18 protein-coding genes are annotated in these 18,454 nt (G+C 49.6%); 8 read left to right on the top strand and 10 right to left on the bottom strand.

What is annotated here, in order from left to right:
• Positions 1 to 424: 424 nt before the first annotated feature.
• Positions 425 to 991 carry a D-glycero-beta-D-manno-heptose 1,7-bisphosphate 7-phosphatase gene (gene gmhB, locus EVX52_RS21280; RefSeq protein ID WP_129992069.1) on the bottom strand — a complete coding sequence of 189 codons (567 nt, stop codon included), beginning with the start codon at positions 989 to 991 and terminating at the stop codon, positions 425 to 427.
• Between the two features lie 178 nt (positions 992 to 1,169).
• On the opposite strand from gmhB, the gene metN reads away from it, so the two are divergent.
• The 6 genes from metN (at position 1,170) to proS (ending at position 6,856) form a co-directional block, all read left to right on the top strand.
• Positions 1,170 to 2,201, top strand: coding sequence for a methionine ABC transporter ATP-binding protein MetN (gene metN / locus EVX52_RS21275; protein WP_129992068.1), 1,032 nt, complete (start codon positions 1,170 to 1,172; stop codon positions 2,199 to 2,201).
• Complete coding sequence (locus tag EVX52_RS21270; RefSeq protein WP_015696115.1) at positions 2,194 to 2,847, top strand: methionine ABC transporter permease MetI; 654 nt, start codon at positions 2,194 to 2,196, stop codon at positions 2,845 to 2,847. Before metN ends, EVX52_RS21270 begins: the two co-directional genes overlap by 8 nt.
• Before the next feature lie 57 nt (positions 2,848 to 2,904).
• On the top strand, positions 2,905 to 3,720 hold the full coding sequence (locus EVX52_RS21265; protein ID WP_129955000.1) for a MetQ/NlpA family lipoprotein: 816 nt from the start codon (positions 2,905 to 2,907) through the stop codon (positions 3,718 to 3,720).
• Positions 3,721 to 3,906: 186 nt separating this feature from the next.
• Positions 3,907 to 4,314: an Rcs stress response system protein RcsF gene (gene rcsF, locus EVX52_RS21260; protein ID WP_129954999.1), complete on the top strand. Its 408-nt coding sequence runs from the start codon at positions 3,907 to 3,909 to the stop codon at positions 4,312 to 4,314.
• Positions 4,311 to 5,018, top strand: a complete 708-nt coding sequence (gene tsaA / locus EVX52_RS21255; RefSeq protein WP_129954998.1) for a tRNA (N6-threonylcarbamoyladenosine(37)-N6)-methyltransferase TrmO — start codon at positions 4,311 to 4,313, stop codon at positions 5,016 to 5,018. Before rcsF ends, tsaA begins: the two co-directional genes overlap by 4 nt.
• A gap of 119 nt (positions 5,019 to 5,137) precedes the next feature.
• Positions 5,138 to 6,856 (top strand): proline--tRNA ligase, encoded by a 1,719-nt coding sequence (gene proS, locus EVX52_RS21250; protein ID WP_129992067.1) that lies wholly within the window; start codon positions 5,138 to 5,140, stop codon positions 6,854 to 6,856.
• 102 nt (positions 6,857 to 6,958) lie between these two features.
• Here the strand turns inward: proS and nlpE are convergent, their stop codons facing one another.
• From nlpE to EVX52_RS21235, 3 genes are all read right to left on the bottom strand, one after another.
• The gene (gene nlpE / locus EVX52_RS21245) at positions 6,959 to 7,636 is read right to left on the bottom strand and encodes an envelope stress response activation lipoprotein NlpE (protein WP_129954996.1); all 678 of its coding nucleotides are present in this window, start codon (positions 7,634 to 7,636) and stop codon (positions 6,959 to 6,961) included.
• Positions 7,637 to 7,701: 65 nt separating this feature from the next.
• Entirely contained in the window at positions 7,702 to 8,112 is a 411-nt protein-coding gene (gene arfB / locus EVX52_RS21240) for an alternative ribosome rescue aminoacyl-tRNA hydrolase ArfB (protein ID WP_129992066.1), read from the bottom strand.
• A gap of 5 nt (positions 8,113 to 8,117) precedes the next feature.
• Positions 8,118 to 8,678 (bottom strand): YaeQ family protein, encoded by a 561-nt coding sequence (locus EVX52_RS21235; RefSeq protein WP_129992065.1) that lies wholly within the window; start codon positions 8,676 to 8,678, stop codon positions 8,118 to 8,120.
• A gap of 215 nt (positions 8,679 to 8,893) precedes the next feature.
• Here EVX52_RS21235 and EVX52_RS21230 point away from each other — a divergent pair, with 215 nt between their 5' ends.
• Positions 8,894 to 9,094, top strand: coding sequence for a YaeP family protein (locus EVX52_RS21230; protein ID WP_129954993.1), 201 nt, complete (start codon positions 8,894 to 8,896; stop codon positions 9,092 to 9,094).
• Positions 9,081 to 9,341 (top strand): Rho-binding antiterminator, encoded by a 261-nt coding sequence (gene rof, locus EVX52_RS21225; protein ID WP_129992064.1) that lies wholly within the window; start codon positions 9,081 to 9,083, stop codon positions 9,339 to 9,341. Before EVX52_RS21230 ends, rof begins: the two co-directional genes overlap by 14 nt.
• Positions 9,342 to 9,407: 66 nt before the next feature.
• On the opposite strand, the gene EVX52_RS21220 is transcribed toward rof, so the two are convergent.
• From EVX52_RS21220 to dnaE, 6 genes are all read right to left on the bottom strand, one after another.
• Positions 9,408 to 9,698, bottom strand: a complete 291-nt coding sequence (locus EVX52_RS21220; RefSeq protein WP_238483281.1) for a cytochrome c — start codon at positions 9,696 to 9,698, stop codon at positions 9,408 to 9,410.
• 95 nt (positions 9,699 to 9,793) lie between these two features.
• A complete protein-coding gene (tilS, locus tag EVX52_RS21215; protein WP_129954990.1) occupies positions 9,794 to 11,134 on the bottom strand; it encodes a tRNA lysidine(34) synthetase TilS in 1,341 nt (446 codons plus the stop codon).
• A 7-nt stretch (positions 11,135 to 11,141) separates the two neighbouring features.
• Complete coding sequence (locus tag EVX52_RS21210) at positions 11,142 to 11,531, bottom strand: VOC family protein (RefSeq protein ID WP_129954989.1); 390 nt, start codon at positions 11,529 to 11,531, stop codon at positions 11,142 to 11,144.
• Between the two features lie 86 nt (positions 11,532 to 11,617).
• Positions 11,618 to 13,765 carry a lysine decarboxylase LdcC gene (locus EVX52_RS21205; RefSeq protein ID WP_129954988.1) on the bottom strand — a complete coding sequence of 716 codons (2,148 nt, stop codon included), beginning with the start codon at positions 13,763 to 13,765 and terminating at the stop codon, positions 11,618 to 11,620.
• A gap of 189 nt (positions 13,766 to 13,954) precedes the next feature.
• Positions 13,955 to 14,914, bottom strand: a complete 960-nt coding sequence (gene accA, locus EVX52_RS21200) for an acetyl-CoA carboxylase carboxyl transferase subunit alpha (RefSeq protein WP_013574209.1) — start codon at positions 14,912 to 14,914, stop codon at positions 13,955 to 13,957.
• Positions 14,915 to 14,926: 12 nt separating this feature from the next.
• Positions 14,927 to 18,409: a DNA polymerase III subunit alpha gene (gene dnaE, locus EVX52_RS21195; RefSeq protein WP_129992063.1), complete on the bottom strand. Its 3,483-nt coding sequence runs from the start codon at positions 18,407 to 18,409 to the stop codon at positions 14,927 to 14,929.
• Positions 18,410 to 18,454: the final 45 nt, after the last annotated feature.

The raw sequence follows: 18,454 nt of genomic DNA, 5'->3' as shown, positions 1-18,454 counted from the left end.
CAAACTCTTCAATTAAAAGTTCGATTTGCTTAAACATGTTAAGCGGTGCTCAGAGATTACTTCGTAATAATTCAACTAAATGAATTACTGCTTGGTCACTCTAAGACTTGATATTTTTTGCCACCGAAGTGGCTGATATCGTCTTGTGAGTGCCCACACAGATTGTCTGATAAATTGTTAAAGAGCAGTGAGTTACGCGCTTTCGCTTGCTAACTCGAGGTGGCGTATATTACGCTTTCCTCATTCAGTGTCAACCGTTTATTTCATCCGGTTGCCGCTGTTTTTAATCTTTCCGACCCGGTTACTTCGTGATGTTGTTCACGTTGTTCCCTGTCGATGGAGCGGCATTATAGGGAGTTGGATTTTAATGGCAAGCGAATAAATACAGTTTTATTCCGTTTGCCGTTTTTTTATCCAGAAGACGTTATTTATGGCCTTTTGCTAGAAAGGAAGGCAATGCGGCAAGGCTTTCCAGTACTGCATCGGCGGCATTTTCACTTACGGAGGTTACGGGCTTGCCGGTACGCACTAAAATCTTATGCCCCACCCCCGCAGCGGCAGCTGCCTGCATATCCTCCAGTTTGTCGCCCACCATATAAGAAGAAGCCATATCAATGCCCAGTTCTTCTTTGGCCGTCAAAAACATCCCGGGTTGGGGCTTACGGCAATCACAAACCTGAGTAAACTCTTTAATGGAGCCTTCCGGATGATGCGGGCAGAAATAGATACCATCGAGATCAACCCCGCGATCGGCAAGCGACCAGTCCATCCACTCTGTCAGCGTCATAAACTGATCTTCAGTAAATTTGCCACGTGCGATACCGGACTGGTTGGTAACCAGTACCAGTAAAAAGCCCATCTCTTTTAATTTAAGACAAGCATCAATGACCCCGTCGATGAACTGGAAGTCATCGATTTCATGTACATAACCGTGATCGACATTCAAAGTGCCATCACGGTCAAGAAAGATTGCTGAAACTGGTTGTGCCACGAATTTGCTCCTGATGGCTGATTAACGGCGCCAGTATCGCATGTTTTCAATGTCTGTGAGAATGCTAACCTGGTTGACTTAGACGTCTAGACGCCTTAGCATCCACACCATACTACGGAGAAGACCTCCGCAGAGTTAAATTCACCACGTCACGGCAAAAAGACAGAATAAAAAAAATATGATTAAACTTTCTAACATCACCAAGGTTTTCCAGCAGGGTTCGCGCCAGATTGTCGCGCTCTCTGACGTGAGTCTTCACGTCCCTGCCGGACAAATTTATGGCGTCATCGGCTCTTCCGGCGCGGGGAAAAGTACTTTAATCCGATGCGTGAATTTGCTGGAGCGCCCGACTGAAGGCCAGGTATTGGTCGATGGTCAGGATCTGATGTCCTTTTCAGAGAAAGCACTTACCCGTGCACGCCGACAGATTGGCATGATTTTTCAGCACTTCAATTTGCTGTCGTCACGTACCGTTTTTGGCAACGTTGCTTTGCCACTGGAACTCGACAATCTGTCTTCAGCCGCGATTAAAAAGCGCGTCTCTGAACTGCTGAGTCTGGTCGGATTAGAAGATAAGCATGACGCCTATCCTGCCAATCTTTCCGGTGGACAAAAACAACGCGTAGCGATTGCCCGTGCGCTGGCCAGTAATCCAAAAGTATTGCTCTGTGATGAAGCGACCAGCGCACTGGATCCGGCCACAACCCGCGCAATCCTGGAATTGCTGAAAGATATCAACCGCCGTCTGGGGCTCACGATTCTGCTGATTACCCATGAGATGGACGTCGTAAAACGCATTTGCGATCAGGTTGCCGTGATCAGCGATGGCAAACTGATTGAGCAGGATAAAGTGAGCGAGATGTTCTCACATCCTAAGACTCCGCTTGCCCAGCAGTTTATTCAGTCAACATTGCACCTGGATATTCCGGATGATTACGCCGTGCGTCTGTTGACCACGCCTGAAGCGGGTCGAGTGCCCTTATTACGGTTAGAATTTACCGGCCAGTCAGTGGATGCTCCGCTGCTTTCAGAAGCGGTCCGTCGCTTTGACATTAATAATAATATCATCAGTGCTCAGATGGATTATGCCGGTGGCGTGAAGTTCGGGATTATGCTGACAAAAATGCACGGTTCAGAAGAAAACACTCAGGCGGCAATTCGTTTCCTGCATGAGAATCAGGTGAAAGTAGAGGTACTCGGTTATGTCTGAGGCAATGATGTGGTTAATGGGCCGGGGTATCTGGGAAACGGTCATCATGACGCTAACCTCTGGCTTCTTTGGTTTTGTCCTGGGTCTGCCTTTTGGTGTGCTGTTATATGTCACCCGTCCGGGTCAGATTGCAGAAAATAAAAACGTCTATCGCGTGATGTCAGCGCTGGTGAATATTTTCCGTTCTATTCCTTTTATTATCTTACTGGTGTGGATGATTCCGTTCACCCGCATGATCGTCGGTACCTCTATCGGTTTGCAGGCAGCGATTGTTCCGCTGACTGTGGGTGCAGCACCGTTTATTGCCCGCATGGTTGAAAATGCTCTTTTGGAAATTCCAAGTGGTCTGGTAGAAGCCTCCCGCGCGATGGGGGCAACACCGATGCAAATCATCCGTAAAATTTTATTACCGGAAGCTCTGCCAGGATTGGTCAATGCAGCTACCATCACGCTGATCACCCTCGTAGGCTATTCTGCTATGGGTGGCGCAGTGGGTGCGGGTGGTTTGGGTCAAATCGGTTATCAGTATGGTTATATCGGTTATGACGCAACCGTGATGAATACGGTATTAGTCCTGTTAGTGGTTTTGGTGTATTTAATACAATTTTGTGGCGACCGCATTGTAAAAGCAGTCACACATAAATAAAAACAGCTGTAATAGCTACCCTGTGAATGATTTATATCCGTTTATTGAGGAAAGGACATGTCTAACAAATTCAAATCCATTGCCATTGTCGGCGCGCTTCTGGGATCGCTGGCTTTAGTCGGCTGCGGGCCAAAAGAACAAGATCCAAACCATATCAAAGTGGGTGTGATTGTCGGTTCTGAACAGCAAGTGGCAGAAGTTGCACAGAAAGTAGCTAAAGAAAAATACGGCCTTGACGTTGAGCTGGTGACTTTCAATGATTACGTTTTGCCTAACGAAGCACTGAGCAAAGGCGACATTGATGTTAATGCCTTCCAGCATAAGCCTTATCTTGATCAACAGATCAAAGATCGCGGTTACAAACTGGTGCCGGTCGGTAACACATTCGTTTACCCAATCGCCGGATACTCTAAAAAAATCAAATCTATTGATGAACTGAAAGATGGCGATCAGATTGCGTTGCCAAACGACCCGACTAACCTTGGTCGTTCTTTGCTGCTGCTGCAAAAACAAGGTCTGATCAAACTGAAAGACGGTGTTGGCTTGCTGCCGACTGTTCTGGATGTGACCGAGAACCCTAAAAATCTGAAACTGGTCGAACTTGAAGCCCCACAACTGCCACGTTCACTGGATGATGCCAAAATCGCTCTGGCCATTATCAATACCACCTATGCCAGCCAGATAAACCTGACGCCGGAGAAAGACGGTATCTTCGTAGAGGATAAAGAATCTCCATACGTGAACCTGATCGTGGCACGTGAAGATAACAAAGATGCTGAAAACGTGAAGAAATTTGTTCAGGCTTACCAGTCTGATGAAGTGAACGCTGCAGCAAATAAAATCTTCAACGGCGGCGCAGTAAAAGGTTGGTAATTGTCCGAAATCAGGAACGTTACGTTTCTCCTGACTATTCATTTATAAGATAGTAGATTCGCAAATACATCTTTTCATAAATAAATAACAAGGCGGGCATATGCCCGCCTTGTTATTTCCTCAATACCTTGGTTCAATAACGCCACATTCTTTCCTGTAAACATATTAAAAAGCAGAGGATATACCATGCGTGCTTTACCTCTCTGTTTGTCGGCACTTTTGCTGGCGGGTTGTTCCCTGACTCAACACACACAGCCAACACCCCCTGCGCCTGTTGTTAAAGAAGAACCAAAACCTGTCAAACCCAAGCCGGCACCAGTGCGCCCCGCTCCTGTAAAGCTCTATAAAGATGCAGAAGCTTTAGTTGGAACCCCGTTCCGTGATCTTGGCGAAGTCTCCGGCGAATCTTGCCAGAGTGCTCAAAATGATACGCCACCAAGCCTGGCTGCCGCACGGAAGAGAATGCTGACCCGCGCATCCTATATGAAAGCCAATGCCGTGTTGTTGCATCAGTGCCAGATTATCAGCGGCGTACCTGGCTGTTTCCAGCAGGCAATTTGTCAGGGTTCTGCCCTGAACGTCACGTTTAAATGACCTCATTTTCTTTTGAGCAAATAGGGACCATTCACTCGCCCTATAAAGAGAAGTTTGCTGTTCCGCGCCAGCCCGGATTGATTCAGGACGGTGGCGGCGAATTACATCTGCATGCACCTTATAACCAGCCTGAAGCCGTCCGCGGGCTGGAAGAGTTCAGTCATTTATGGGTGATGTTTATTTTTCATCAGACGATGGAAGGCGGCTGGCGTCCGACGGTCCGCCCGCCACGTTTGGGCGGTAACGCGCGTACCGGTGTATTCGCCACCCGTTCAACTTTCCGGCCGAACCCGCTCGGAATGTCTCTGATTGAACTGAAAGGGATCCGCTGTCAGGGCCAGGATGTCATCCTGCAGCTTGGCAGTCTGGATTTAGTAGACGGCACGCCTGTCGTGGACATCAAGCCTTACCTTCCCTTTGCAGAAAGCCATCCTGATGCACGCGCAGGTTTTGCCCAGCACGCCCCCGATGCCAATATGCCGGTCGAATTTTTACCTCAGGCAGAACAGCAAATTACCCAACATACGCATCAATACCCGCATCTGCGTCGATTCATCACGCAGGTTTTAGGGCAAGATCCCCGCCCGGCTTATCGCAAGGGTGAAGCCGCAGAGCGCGATTATGCCGTTCGCTTGCTGGAGTTTAACGTCCGCTGGCGGGTCTCAGGCTCAGTGAATCAGGTATTGTCTCTCGACAAAAACTAAATTTCCTCTGCGTCTCTTTTGACAATAGCAACTCGCTGGTAAACTAAACCACTTTTCACGTTTTGGCTGCTCATGGCAGCCCGATTGCAATTTGCAGTGCTAACGGAACCAACAACATCATGCGTACTACTCAATATCTGCTCTCTACTCTGAAAGAGACGCCAGCCGACGCAGAAGTTATCAGCCACCAGCTGATGCTGCGCGCGGGAATGATTCGTAAACTGGCCTCAGGCTTGTATACCTGGATGCCGACCGGCTTACGCGTTCTCAAGAAAGTTGAAAACATCGTACGCGAAGAAATGAACAACGCGAACGCCATTGAAGTGTCGATGCCGGTAGTTCAGCCCGCCGATTTATGGCAGGAGAGCGGACGTTGGGAACAATACGGTCCGGAGTTGTTGCGTTTTGTTGACCGTGGCGATCGTCCATTTGTTCTGGGCCCGACCCATGAAGAAGTCATCACTGATTTGATCCGTAATGAAGTCAGTTCGTACAAGCAATTGCCACTGAACTTCTTCCAGATCCAGACCAAATTCCGTGACGAAGTTCGTCCGCGCTTTGGTGTGATGCGTTCCCGTGAATTCCTGATGAAAGATGCCTACTCGTTCCACACAACACAGGAATCTCTGCAGGAAACTTACGATGCAATGTACGCAGCCTACAGCCAGATCTTCAACCGCATGGGCCTGGATTTCCGTGCCGTGATGGCGGATACCGGTTCTATCGGCGGCAGCGCATCTCATGAATTCCAGGTCCTGGCACAAAGCGGCGAAGATGATGTCGTGTTCTCGGACTCTTCGGATTTCGCGGCTAACATTGAGTTCGCTGAAGCGCTGGCTCCGGCGACTCCGCGCGCTGCAGCAACCGAAGCAATGCGTGTTGTTGAAACACCCAATGCCAAAACCATCGCTGAACTGACTGAACAGTTCCAGGTGCCGGTTGAGAAAACCGTGAAAACGCTGATGGTTCACGCAACAGCGGAAAGTGGCCATAAACTGGTGGCGCTGCTGGTTCGTGGTGATCATGAGCTGAACGAAATCAAAGCGGAAAAATTGCCACAAGTTGCTGTACCACTGACTTTCGCAACGGAAGCTGAAATTCGTGAAATCGTTGCTGCTGGTCCGGGTTCACTGGGTCCGGTGAACTTGCCGATGCCAGTTGTTGCTGACCGTTCCGTCGCCGCCATGAGCGATTTTAGCGCAGGTGCTAACATCGATGGTCAGCATTACTTTGGTATTAACTGGGATCGTGATGTTGCGCTGCCAGAAGTTGCCGATATCCGTAACGTCGTTGCTGGTGATCCAAGTCCGGATGGCCAGGGTACTTTAGTTATCAAACGCGGTATCGAAGTCGGTCATATCTTCCAGCTCGGAACTAAATATTCAGAAGCGATGAATGCGACCGTTCAGGGCGAAGATGGCCGTAATCAGGTAATGACCATGGGTTGTTACGGTATCGGCGTGACCCGCGTGGTCGCTGCGGCGATTGAACAGAACCATGATGACCGTGGCATTATCTGGCCGGATGCTATCGCTCCGTTCCAGGTCGCTATTTTGCCAATGAACATGCACAAATCCTTCCGCGTGAAAGATGCGGCAGAGGCGTTGTATAAAGAACTGCGTTCACACGGTATCGATGTGATCCTCGACGATCGTAAAGAACGTCCGGGCGTCATGTTTGCAGATATGGAACTGATCGGTGTGCCGCATCAGGTGGTGATTGGTGATCGTAATCTGGATGCAGAAGAGCTGGAATACAAAAACCGTCGCACCGGCGAAAAGCAGATGATCAAACAAAGCGATATCATTGAATATCTGCTGAGTCAGATCCCGCGTTAAGATCGGATAACAATTGTTTGCCATAAAAAATGCCCGCTTAAGCGGGCATTTTTATTGATGCTGTTGAGCCAGGCTTTCGTTATTAAAAAACGGTGTGCGCTATTAAGGGCAGGACTTCGTGGCGTCAAATTTGACATTTTTATCTGCCACGACAGCGTTCTGCATCTGCCCTTCTTCCATTGACGGTTCCGTCATGAAATGGCCATCCATAGAAAGGAAGACCAGCTGATTCGGTGCTTTACGTGCCGTAAGGTAGCCTTCTTCCAGTGACTGGTTTGCCGACATCGGGAACACTTTACCGGTCACACAATCTTTAAACGAGGCAACGTCTGCGCTGTATTGCATCATTCCATTCATTGCCATCGGCGTCTGAGGCAAATGTTGCTGCACCGGCTTCAATGTATAGTTGAACTGAGAAGTTATAGGCTCACCGCTCATGTCCAGCATTTCCAGATTTTCATCTTTCGGATGGAAATAACGTTTATCACCCTTGTTGCCAGTCAGCACCAATTTGTCGGCAGTCCGTGCCCAGCGTCCATAACTGGCAAATACCTGATCGCCCTCTTTGCTGCCCTGATATTCCTCCTGAAGAATGTAAGTACCATCCTGTTGCAGGAATAACGACGTCTTCAAACCACTGCAATCAGCACACGGCAATACGCCGCTGTAACTCTGCTGCATAGCCTGCAAAGGTTTTTCATGATTGAAGGCGGCAGTATGACAACCGAACAATGATAACGCCCCGAGCGCCAGCACTGCACTAATAATGATTTTTTTCACAGTTTCTCCCCTACTGCTTTTTCCTGGTGCTGCGATAAAAATTGTCCTGCAACACGAATTTAGGGCTAACGTATTTTGCCCCGTAATGCTTTCGTCGCACCCTTGCGAACCTTACTTTCTACCCGGCGAATTTTAGACCCGCGGGTTGGTTTCGTCGCACGACGCGTTTTTTCTATCACCATCGCCTGGGAAATCAATGCTCCCAGCCGGGTCAAAGCCGCTTCACGATTCATCTCCTGACTCCGGTATTCCTGAGCCTTGATAATGACCCAGCCGTCGGCAGTAACAGAATGATGATTAAACGCCAGTAACCGCTCTTTATAGTATTCTGGCAAACTCGACGCTTTAATATCAAAGCGCAAATGGATGGCCGTTGATGTTTTATTGACGTTCTGGCCGCCGTTACCCTGAGCGCGAATCGCGGTTAATTCGATTTCGCTGTCGGGTATTTCCAGTTTTCCGGAAAGAATTAACACACTGATTACCTTGCTTCTTTAACAACAGACTCTTTCCATTCAGAAAAATGAATTTCTAAATTACTCTGAGCATCAGAAAGCCAAATAGTTCCGTCCTGCAAAGTCGCCTGTAAGTTCATGGTACGGTTGCCAAAAGCGGTCAACTGATTGAGCAACTCATCTTCTAAATAACGGATACGCAGGTTCTCAAAACCTCTGACTTTCCCCTCCATTTGTGACCACCAGACTTTTGCCGCACGCTCACCATACGCGTAAAGCACGACTTCGCGCGATTGGTTACAGGCTTTTTTCAGACGCTTCTCATCGGGTAGTCCTAATTCGACCCACAGTTCGATGCCATTGTGATCATTCTTACGCCAGATTTCGGGTTCGTCCTCTGCACTTAATCCGCGGGTAAAAGTCAGTCGTTCGTCAGCATGATAAATCCATGCCAGCAGGCGCAGCATCATGCGCTGTTCTGTTTCGGAAGGATGCTGTGCCAGAGTCAGGCTGGCGTCATGAAAGAAATTACGATCCATATCAGCGATGTTGACCGCTGCTTTATAAATGGTTGCTTTTAACGCCATGGTAAACCCCTTGATAATAGACGCACAGTGTACTTGAAAGCATCCTGCCGCGACCAGTTTTCCCCCGATGGTCATCCTCAATAATGGTTTTACACAAACGATTTACCTTTACAGGCCTGCTAATAACTCACACTCTCCTGTGCTATAGTCGGTAAATACTGAGAGCTTATCTTTCTGCGCTTTCCTCAGAGGGATACGCTTTTTAGGGAGAACTTATGCAACGATACTGTGAGTTGGTACGCCGTAAATATTCTGAAATCGCCAGCGGCGATCTCGGATATGTGCCCGATGCATTGGGCTGTGTATTGAAAGCATTGGACGAAGTCGCAGCGAATGCTGACCTTCCGTCTTCCGTTAGGGATCAGGCGGCCTACGCCGCCGCTAACTTATTGGTGAGCGATTATGTCGATGAATGATGAGTACCAACCCATCAATTGTGATGACTACGATAATCTTGAGCTCGCCTGCCAGCATCATCTGGTTTTGACGCTGAAGATGCGTAGCGGAGAAGTCGTTGAGGCAAAAGCCAACGATCTGTTAATGCGTAAAAAAGTGGAATATCTGGTGGTTGAGGTCAACGGCGAACAACGGGATCTTCGTCTGGATCACATTGAAAGCTTTAGCCATCCGGAAATTGGCACCGTTGTCGTCAGCGCTGAATAGCGATAACGATCGTCAATTTAACTCACGGGCAATCTCAGGATTGCCCGTTTGCATTTTACGATAAGCTTATTTTTGCAGCGGTGTCAGACTGGCGTAATAGGCCGACAAATCACTGATATCCTCATCAGATAATGACGAACTGAAAGCCTGCATCACACCCGCCTGCCCGCCACTTCTCTCACCTTTCTTATAAGCATGCAACGAAAGCGCCAGATAATCTTCATTTTGCCCTGCCAGATTAGGGTAAATCGAATTAACAGCTTTACCCGCTACACCGTGGCATGCCGCACAACTGGCTGATTTAGACTGCCCGTCAGTCACGTTTCCGCCTGCCAGGGCAGGTGAAGTGATTAACATTAACAGTGCGATTCCTGCCACCGTTCTTTCCCCGACTTGCATCACTATTCCCTCAGGCAAATGACCACAGCCCCAATAAAGTGCTCTTTTGTTTATTACGCAGCTGACCAGACGATCCGCCATAACGCTTCGTTATTTTCAGTAAGAGACTGGCGGGTAGTAAACCAACCCGGTGCAGCCATCAGTTGATCATTATAATAAATCAAAGGAATACGATCCCGCTCCCATGGAGGCACACCTAATTCAGACCACAATTTTTTTGCCTGACGGGCACGATCCCGCCCGACCTTTTCGATAATTCCCTGTACCTGAAATCGCACAGTGATCTTTTCATCAGCACGTGGCTGGCGGATCAAACAATCAGCCGTCTGCGCGGTAAGAACATGATCCGCAATCAGACAACCCAGACCGTCTGGCAGCACCAGTTTTTCGACCGGATCCCAACAGAGGATCTGATCTTTAAGAGGCTGGTGTTCCGGCAATACATACAGACGCTGACGGAAACGCCGGACCATCATTTTCCCCAGCACTAACTGCGCCTGCGCATCTTCGCGACTTAAAGCGACTTCGTCCCATATTCTCTGCAATTGCTCACGCGAAGGCATTCTTGCGCCACATGCTCCCAGCCAGCGTCGTAATAACGCAGAGCGCCTCACCGCCGAGACATGTCTCAGCCCGTCTACCGACAAACTGCCTTGCTGGTCAGTGAGTGTTTTCAAAGATTCACTGAGTAATTCATCCAGCAACGCTTCCTGCTCTGCGCAAAGTAACGCGCTACGGGCTGTAGCCTGAGCAAAGTGAGGCCAGCGGGCATAAAGATCAGGCAAAATATCCAGCCGCAAAAAGTTACGATCAAAGCGTGAATCCCGGTTGCTGTCGTCTTCGATCCAGGCAAGCTGATGCTGCGTGGCGTAAGCCTCAAGCTGGTTACGACTTAGATCAAGTAAAGGCCGTAACAAACGATATCCCTGAGCCGAACTGCCCGCGCTCATCGCCGAGAGACCAGCAGGCCCGCTCCCACGTTTAAGCGCCAGCATAAAGGTTTCGCATTGGTCATTCAGGTGCTGTGCTGTCAGTAGCACTTCACCGGCCGTCAGGCTTTCAGAGAATGCCTGATAGCGTGCCGTTCGTGCCGCCGCTTCGATCCCACCATCCTGCGCATTGACCTGCACTTTAATCACGGAGAAAGGGATATCTCGCTGCAGACAAAATGTCTGGCAGTGCGCGACCCAGTCATCAGCAAACTGGCTTAATCCGTGATGGATATGCAATGCACGCAGCCTGATGTCCGGCAACGCGTTGTCGCGTAATTCTGCCAGGCCAGCGAGCAGCACGGAAGAATCCAGCCCGCCACTGAACGCCACGCAAAGTTTTCGTGCATCACCGATTTTATTGTGCAGGTGTTGTAAAAGAAATGTCGCCGGTTTTGAATTCATAAGATTATCAGGGTTCGTACAGTTCCAGCGGCAAGCCATCAGGATCGTTGAAGAAAGTGAATTTTTTACCGGTGTGAGGATCGGTTCTCACGGGCTCACAGATAATACCCGCTTCGGTAAGTGCGGAAACGGACTGGTCAATATTTTCAACGCTGAACGCCAGATGACGTAATCCGCATGCCTCAGGATGACTTGGCCGGGCGGGCGGATGCGGGAAGCTGAATAGCTCAATGGTGTATTGACCCTGGAGCGCAAGATCGGCTTTCCAGGAATCGCGTTCCTCACGGTAAAACTCACCCAGCAACGTGAACCCGAGAATGTCACAATAGAAGTGTTTGCTGGCCTGATAATCAGCGCCAATGATGGCGATGTGGTGGATCTGGCGAAGGTTAAGCATAGTCATGTCCTGTTGATTTATGATCTGCACGTTACTCAGCGCATCCGGACACGTCAATAAAAAGCCCTCCTGAAGAGGGCAGTTTGCTAGCTGGCTTCCGGAAGCTTTAAGACTTTGACCAGATATCGTCCGTCTTCTGTGAGCCGCGTTCCATGAATATCGGTTTCAAAGCCGGGATAACGCTCGCCTATCGAGCAAAGCATGATCAGGAAATCGAGCACGGCGCGGCTTTCTTCCGTGATCACCTCTCCCGGCATCACCACCGGTACTCCCGGCGGATAAGGCAGGATCATGTTTGCTGATACTTTGCCGACCAGTTCGTCAATGTCGCATTCATCAACATGGCCACGAACCTGATGCTGGAACATTTCGTAGGGCGTCATTTTCATTTCCGGCAGCACATCAAACGCCTCCAGCATTAAGCGTGGCAAATCGTGACGAACAATCAGTTTATGGATCCCTTGCGCCAGATCCTGAATACGCATGTTGCGATAAAAATCAGGATCTTCCGCATATAAATCCGGCAGCATATTTTTAATGCGCAGGTTAAGATCATAACTGCGCTTAAAATCCGTCAGGCCGCGCATCAGACTCATAGATTTGGTTTTATCAATGCCGATACTGAACAGGAAAAGCAGATTGTACGGGCCTGTTTTTTCAACAACTACCCCACGTTCATCCAGGAATTTGGCTACCAGCGCCGCCGGGATCCCCTCCTCTTCCAGCTTACCTGTTTCATCCATGCCTGGTGTCAGGATCGTCACTTTGATCGGATCCAGAAACATATGATCGGCATCTGCGTGCGCAAAACCATGCCAGTTCTGATCAGGATTCAATGGCCAGCACTCGGCCTCATCAATATGCTCAGGCTGCCAGATATCAAAGAACCAACCCTCAGTTTCTTCGCGTAACCGCTGGATCTCTTTACGGAAATGTAGTGCACGTTCAACCGAACGGTTAATGAGACGTCGTCCTGGATTACCACGCAACATCGCTGCGGCCGTTTCTGCGGAAGCCACAATACCGTAATTAGGTGATGTTGTAGTGTGCATCATATAAGCTTCATTAAAGGTACTTTCATTGTAATCGCCCTTAATGTGAATCATTGAGGCCTGCGAGAAAGCTGCCAGTAGTTTGTGCGTTGATTGTGTTTCGTAAATGACTTTCCCCGGAATGCGCTCGCCGCTCATTCCGCTTTTACCGTCATAAATCGGATGAAAATTAGTGTATGGCACCCATGCGGAATCGAAATGAATCGACGGAACATCCAGTGTGCTTTTGATGTAATCTGTGTTGTACAGCAAGCCGTCGTAGGTAGAGTTAGTGATCACGGCGTGGACAGGCCAGGTAGCGCCCGCGGTCTGCGCAATTTTCTCTTCGATACTTTCGCGGGTGAATTCACGCTTAGGAATTCCGCCAAGAATGCCATACGCGTTGCGATTGGGCCGCAAATAAACCGGTACGATATTGGTCATCATCATCAGATGGGCGAGCGATTTATGACAGTTGCGGTCAATCAGTACCGTACTGCCCGCCGGTGCCGCATACATTCCGACGATTTTATTGGCTGTTGAAGTGCCATTAGTAACAATATAACTTTGCTCGGCACCGAAAGTACGGGCGATATATTCCTCCGCCTCGAGATGCGGCCCCGTGTGGTCAAGCAGGGAGCCAAGCTCCGTCACAGAAATCGACACATCGGCTTTCAGTGTTTTGGCCCCGAAGAAATCATAGAACAACGTTCCGACAGGGCTTTTTAAAAACGCTGTACCGGCCATATGTCCGGGCGTACAAAAAGTATATTTCCCTTCTTCAACATATGTAAATAGCGCTTTAGTCAGCGGTGGCGTAATGGTATCGATGTATTCATCAGTGTACTGGCGGATGCGTTTGGCAATATCCTCAGCCGCACTCAGGGCATATTCAAAGAAATAGAGCACCATGCGCATTTCATTAACGTCCACATCAAGCGTTGAATGCGTATTGATGAAAGCGTACAGCGGCAGATATTCATTCAGCTCATTAATGGCTGTACACAGCTCTTCACTGTGCTGATCCCAGTCAAAAATTGCGCCGCAAATACGGGCATTATTTTCGATGAGTTTGAGCAGATCTGCGCGGTCACGTGGATAAATGACCTGAAAACCAAGAAGCGTCAGCGCACTATCCAGTTCACGGATCGGCTCGTCTTTGTAGTAAGCCCCTTCCGGGCGCATGATAGCGATAATATTCATCTGACAAATCCTTCTGTTGTTTATTCTCTCAGGTAATTATAGAAACACGGTTAGTACCTGCTGTGTACCCTTTACCGATGCGTTTACAGTGAATGGAGGAATATTTAAGAATGCTGGAAAGATCCAGCGATGAAAACGGACAATAAAAAAGGCCACGCTTTGCGTGGCCTTTTGAAATAACGAACAAAATCAGCAGTAGCCGTAAGTCATCAGACGCTGATAACGACGGTTACGCAGTTCTTCTGTACTCAGAACATCAAGATCACTGAGGTCAGCTTCCAGCTGTGCGCGCAGGGAAGCCGCCATTGCTTCTACGTTACGGTGAGCGCCGCCCAATGGTTCAGGGATAACGGAGTCGATCAGTTTCAGTTCTTTCAGACGCGGTGCAATGATGCCCATCGCTTCCGCAGCAAGAGGGGCTTTATCCGCGCTCTTCCACAGAATTGACGCACAACCTTCCGGTGAGATAACCGAATAGGTGCTGTATTGCAGCATGTTAACTTTATCGCCCACGCCGATAGCCAGTGCGCCACCGGAACCGCCCTCACCAATAACGGTACAGATAACCGGGACGTTCAGACGAGACATTTCGCGCAGGTTACGGGCGATCGCTTCAGACTGACCACGTTCTTCAGCACCCACGCCCGGATATGCACCCGGCGTGTCGATAAAGGTGATAATTGGCAGTTTGAAACGCTCAGCCATTTCCATCAGACGTAACGCTTTGCGATACCCCTCGGGAGCGGGCATACCGAAGTTACGACGAATTTTCTCTTTCGTTTCACGGCCTTTCTGATGACCAATGATCATCACAGCACGTTCACCCAAACGGGCGATACCGCCAACGATAGCTTTATCGTCTGCGAATGCACGATCACCCGCCAGTTCATCAAAATCAGTGAAGATATGTTTGATGTAATCGAGCGTATAAGGGCGACGAGGATGGCGTGCCAGTTGGGCAATTTGCCAGGCACCCAGATCAGAGAAAATCTTACGAGTCAGTTCAACGCTTTTCTCGCGCAAGCGTGCAACTTCTTCGTCCAGATTAATATCTAATTTTTCGTCTTGACGGCTGACTGCAGTCAGCGAGTCAATTTTCGCTTCCAGTTCCGCAATCGGCTGTTCAAAATCAAGAAAATTCAGACTCATAGCATTCCTATTTTAGTCAAATTCCAGTTCCACCTGCTCTGTACCGACCAGGCCTCGCAAATCCAGCAATAGTTTGTCCGTTGGCGTAACACGCCATGACGCCCCGAATCGTAGCCGGGCTCTTGCGTTTTCTCGTTGGTAATACAGATGCACTGGTATCGTCCCCGATCGATGAGGTTCCAACGATTGGCGGAGACGGTTCAAAAGCTGGTCATCAATTTGCCTGTCAGTCAGCGAGATAGCAAGACCGCGAGCATATTTTTCCCGTGCTTCACTGATGTCCATTATATCGCGGGCCATCATTTTAAGCCCGCCACTGAAGTCATCAAAGCTGACCTGTCCTGTGGCGATAAGGATACGGTCTTTTTCCAATAAATGCTGGAATTTTTCCAATGCTTCAGTGAACAACATGACTTCAAGACGACCCGAACGGTCGTCAAGTGTACAGATCCCAATACGGTTACCCCGCTTGGTGACCATCACGCGTGCAGCAAGGACAAGCCCGACCGCGACGGTCATTTTGCCCCGTTCCGTCGGGTGCATATCTTTCAAACGCTGGCCACCGCCATAACGTTCAATTTCTTTCAAATATTGGGTAATAGGATGGCCGGTCAGATACAGACCGAGCGTCTCACGTTCGCCATCCAGAACCGTTTGTTCCGGCCATGGCATTACATTCGCGTAAGATTTCTCAACCTGCTCAGGTGCTTCTGCCAGCACACCAAACATATCAACCTGACCAATTGCCTCAGCTTTAGCATGTTGATCTGCGGCTTTCAGTGCGTCGCTTAAGGAACTCATCAGCGCGGCACGATGGGGTCCCAGACGGTCAAACGCCCCGGACATAATCAGCTTTTCGAGGATACGTTTATTAAGCTTTTTGACGTCAGCACGCGCGCAAAGATCAAACAGTTCTTTGAAATAGCCACCTTCGTTACGCGCTTCAATAATGGCTTCAATCGGGCCTTCACCCACGCCTTTAATCGCGCCGATGCCGTAAACAATTTCGCCTTCATCGTTGACGTGGAAATGATAAAGGCCGCTGTTGATATCAGGCGGCAAAATTTTCAGCCCCATACGCCAGCATTCATCCACCAGTCCGACCACCTTTTCGGTGTTATCCATATCAGCCGTCATTACCGCTGCCATGAATTCCGCCGGATAGTGCGCTTTCAGCCACAGCGTCTGATACGACACTAAAGCATAAGCCGCTGAGTGAGATTTGTTAAAACCGTAACCGGCAAATTTCTCTACCAGATCGAAGATTTTAATCGCCAGTTCGCCGTCAATACCGCGAGATTTGGCCCCTTCTTCAAAGCCACCACGCTGTTTGGCCATCTCCACCGGGTTTTTCTTACCCATCGCACGGCGGAGCATGTCTGCGCCACCCAGCGAGTAACCGGCCAGAACCTGCGCAATCTGCATAACCTGTTCCTGATACAGGATAATGCCGTAGGTCGGCTCCAGCACAGGTTTCAGCGATTCATGCTGCCACTGGATATCCGGATAGGAAATCTCTTCGCGACCGTGTTTGCGGTCAATAAAGTTATCCACCATGCCGGACTGCAACGGGCCCGGGCGGAACAGCGCCACCAGTGCGATCATATCTTCGAAGCTGTCAGGCTTCAGACGTTTGATCAAATCCTTCATACCACGTGATTCAAGCTGGAATACCGCCGTGGTTTCCGAGCGTTGCAGCATGTCGAAGCTTTTTTTGTCATCCAGCGGGATGGCCGCAATGTCCAGCGGTGCCTCACCGGCTTTCGCCCGGCGGGCGTTGATCATCTCCAGTGCCCAGTCGATGATGGTCAGCGTGCGCAGGCCGAGGAAGTCGAATTTCACCAGTCCTGCGTATTCCACGTCATTTTTATCGAACTGCGTGACCGGATGGTTACCTTCGGCATCGCAATACAGTGGCGCAAAGTCGGTAATTTTGGTGGGCGCAATCACCACACCACCGGCATGTTTACCGGCGTTACGGGTGACACCTTCAAGCTGACGCGCCATGTCGATAAGCGACTTAACTTCTTCGTCAGCTTCGTAGATCTCTGGTAATTGCGGCTCAGCGGCAAATGCTTTTTCAAGCGTCATCCCAGGATCAGGGGGCACCAGTTTGGAAATGCGATCAACGAAACCATAAGGATGACCCAGAACCCGGCCCACATCGCGGATTACCGCTTTGGCCGCCATCGTACCGAAAGTGATGATCTGCGAGACCGCTTCGCGGCCATACATTTCTGACACGTGATCGATGACACGGTCGCGTTTTTCCATGCAGAAGTCGACGTCAAAGTCGGGCATGGAAACACGTTCAGGATTAAGGAAACGTTCGAACAGCAGGTCAAACTCGAGCGGATCCAGATCGGTGATTTTCAGGGCATACGCCACGAGAGAACCTGCACCGGAACCGCGCCCCGGCCCGACAGGCACGCTGTTGTCTTTCGACCACTGGATGAATTCCATTACGATCAGGAAGTAACCGGGGAAACCCATCTGGTTAATAACTTTAAGTTCGATGTCCAGACGCTCGTCATATTCAGGGCGTCTTTGTGCGCGCACTTGCGGATTCGGGAATAAAAACTCAAGGCGTTCTTCCAGTCCGATTTTTGATTTTTCGACCAGAAAATCTTCGGTGGTCATATCACCGGTCGGGAACTGCGGCAAAAAATACTCACCCAGACGGATGGTCACATTACAACGTTTGGCGATTTCCACACTGTTTTGCAGCGCTTCAGGCACATCCTCAAACAGCTCGCACATCTCATCTTCGCTGCGCATATATTGCTGAGATGTGTAATTTCGCGGACGTTTAGGGTCATCGAGCGTAAAGCCATCGTGGATCGCGACACGAATCTCATGAGCATCAAAATCACCCGGCACCATAAAGCGTACATCGTTGGTTGCCACTACTGGCAAACCACGTTCGGTCGCCAGGGCGACTGCCGCATGCAGATAGTTTTCTTCGTCTGCACGGCCGGTGCGGATCAATTCGAGATAATAGCGATCGGGGAAATACTGCTGATAGAAATCCAGGCACTGGCTGACTTGCAGATCATTTCCGCGGATCAGAAACTTACCGACATCACCCATTCTCGCGCCGGAGAGCAGGATCAGACCTTCATTCAGTTCTGCCAGCCATTCGAGATCAACGATCGGGCCGGCGGCGCCGTAACCGCGCTGATACGCTCTGGAAATTAATAACGTCAGGTTCTGGTAGCCCTGATTATTCATCGCCAGAACCGTCAGCTGTGCCAGTTCATCACCCAGGATTTCGCTTTGGACATTCACATCTGCACCGATAATCGGTTTTATGCCCGCGCCGTGTGCCGCGCCGTAAAACTTAACCAGTCCGCACAAGTTAGTGAAATCGGTAATCGCCAGAGCAGGCATGCCGAGTGACGCTGCGCATTTCACCAGCGGGCCTACCTTCGCAAGCCCATCCACCATGGAATAGTCGCTATGTACACGCAGATGAATAAAACGAGGTTCGGCCATATCCAGAGTCCAGAAATGAGTGAATTAAGGGTTTGTGTGCCTGTC

The organism is Rahnella sp. CFA14(1/10), from assembly GCF_004195095.1.
GTDB lineage: Bacteria > Pseudomonadota > Gammaproteobacteria > Enterobacterales > Enterobacteriaceae > Rahnella > Rahnella perminowiae.
Note: the sequence above shows the minus strand (reverse complement) of the source record. Positions and strands in the feature narration are given on the sequence as shown.

Bases quoted from the DNA above. Each gene is read 5' to 3' on its own strand.
- EVX52_RS21270 (WP_015696115.1), top strand. From the start codon at position 2,194: ATGTCTGAGGCAATGATGTGGTTAATGGGCCGGGGTATCTGGGAAACG.
- EVX52_RS21235 (WP_129992065.1), bottom strand. From the start codon at position 8,678: ATGGCGTTAAAAGCAACCATTTATAAAGCAGCGGTCAACATCGCTGAT.
- EVX52_RS21265 (WP_129955000.1), top strand. From the start codon at position 2,905: ATGTCTAACAAATTCAAATCCATTGCCATTGTCGGCGCGCTTCTGGGA.
- metN (WP_129992068.1), top strand. From the start codon at position 1,170: ATGATTAAACTTTCTAACATCACCAAGGTTTTCCAGCAGGGTTCGCGC.
- rcsF (WP_129954999.1), top strand. From the start codon at position 3,907: ATGCGTGCTTTACCTCTCTGTTTGTCGGCACTTTTGCTGGCGGGTTGT.
- tsaA (WP_129954998.1), top strand. From the start codon at position 4,311: ATGACCTCATTTTCTTTTGAGCAAATAGGGACCATTCACTCGCCCTAT.
- EVX52_RS21230 (WP_129954993.1), top strand. From the start codon at position 8,894: ATGCAACGATACTGTGAGTTGGTACGCCGTAAATATTCTGAAATCGCC.
- tilS (WP_129954990.1), bottom strand. From the start codon at position 11,134: ATGAATTCAAAACCGGCGACATTTCTTTTACAACACCTGCACAATAAA.
- EVX52_RS21220 (WP_238483281.1), bottom strand. From the start codon at position 9,698: ATGTTAATCACTTCACCTGCCCTGGCAGGCGGAAACGTGACTGACGGG.
- EVX52_RS21210 (WP_129954989.1), bottom strand. From the start codon at position 11,531: ATGCTTAACCTTCGCCAGATCCACCACATCGCCATCATTGGCGCTGAT.
- accA (WP_013574209.1), bottom strand. From the start codon at position 14,914: ATGAGTCTGAATTTTCTTGATTTTGAACAGCCGATTGCGGAACTGGAA.
- dnaE (WP_129992063.1), bottom strand. From the start codon at position 18,409: ATGGCCGAACCTCGTTTTATTCATCTGCGTGTACATAGCGACTATTCC.
- rof (WP_129992064.1), top strand. From the start codon at position 9,081: ATGTCGATGAATGATGAGTACCAACCCATCAATTGTGATGACTACGAT.
- proS (WP_129992067.1), top strand. From the start codon at position 5,138: ATGCGTACTACTCAATATCTGCTCTCTACTCTGAAAGAGACGCCAGCC.
- EVX52_RS21205 (WP_129954988.1), bottom strand. From the start codon at position 13,765: ATGAATATTATCGCTATCATGCGCCCGGAAGGGGCTTACTACAAAGAC.